Genomic DNA, 247 nt, shown 5'->3' on the forward strand with positions numbered 1-247 from the left:
GCTCGGCCTGGTATTCGACCAGGTTGCGCAGTCCAGGCACGCAGATCGCCAACGCCACCAGGGGTGCGGCCTCGGAAACATTCCTGCCGAGCGCGTTGGGAAAGAAATGCAGCACGATGCCAAGCGCTGCCAGCGCCAGCGTTGAAACGAGGAACACGCCGCCCTCGATGCCGCTCTTTACCGCAAGGCGCGACAGCAGCTCCGGCGCACGCATCATGCGCTGCACGAGCATCATCGAGAAGGTGCG

The 247-nt window shown here is 64.4% G+C and carries 1 pseudogene; it reads right to left on the reverse strand.

The features are described from left to right. A pseudogene (locus tag X744_RS0139535) lies at positions 1-247 on the reverse strand (lipopolysaccharide biosynthesis protein); the annotation flags it as partial.

The sequence above is a fragment of the Mesorhizobium sp. LNHC252B00 genome (assembly GCF_000502955.1).
In the GTDB taxonomy this organism is placed as follows: Bacteria; Pseudomonadota; Alphaproteobacteria; order Rhizobiales; family Rhizobiaceae; genus Mesorhizobium.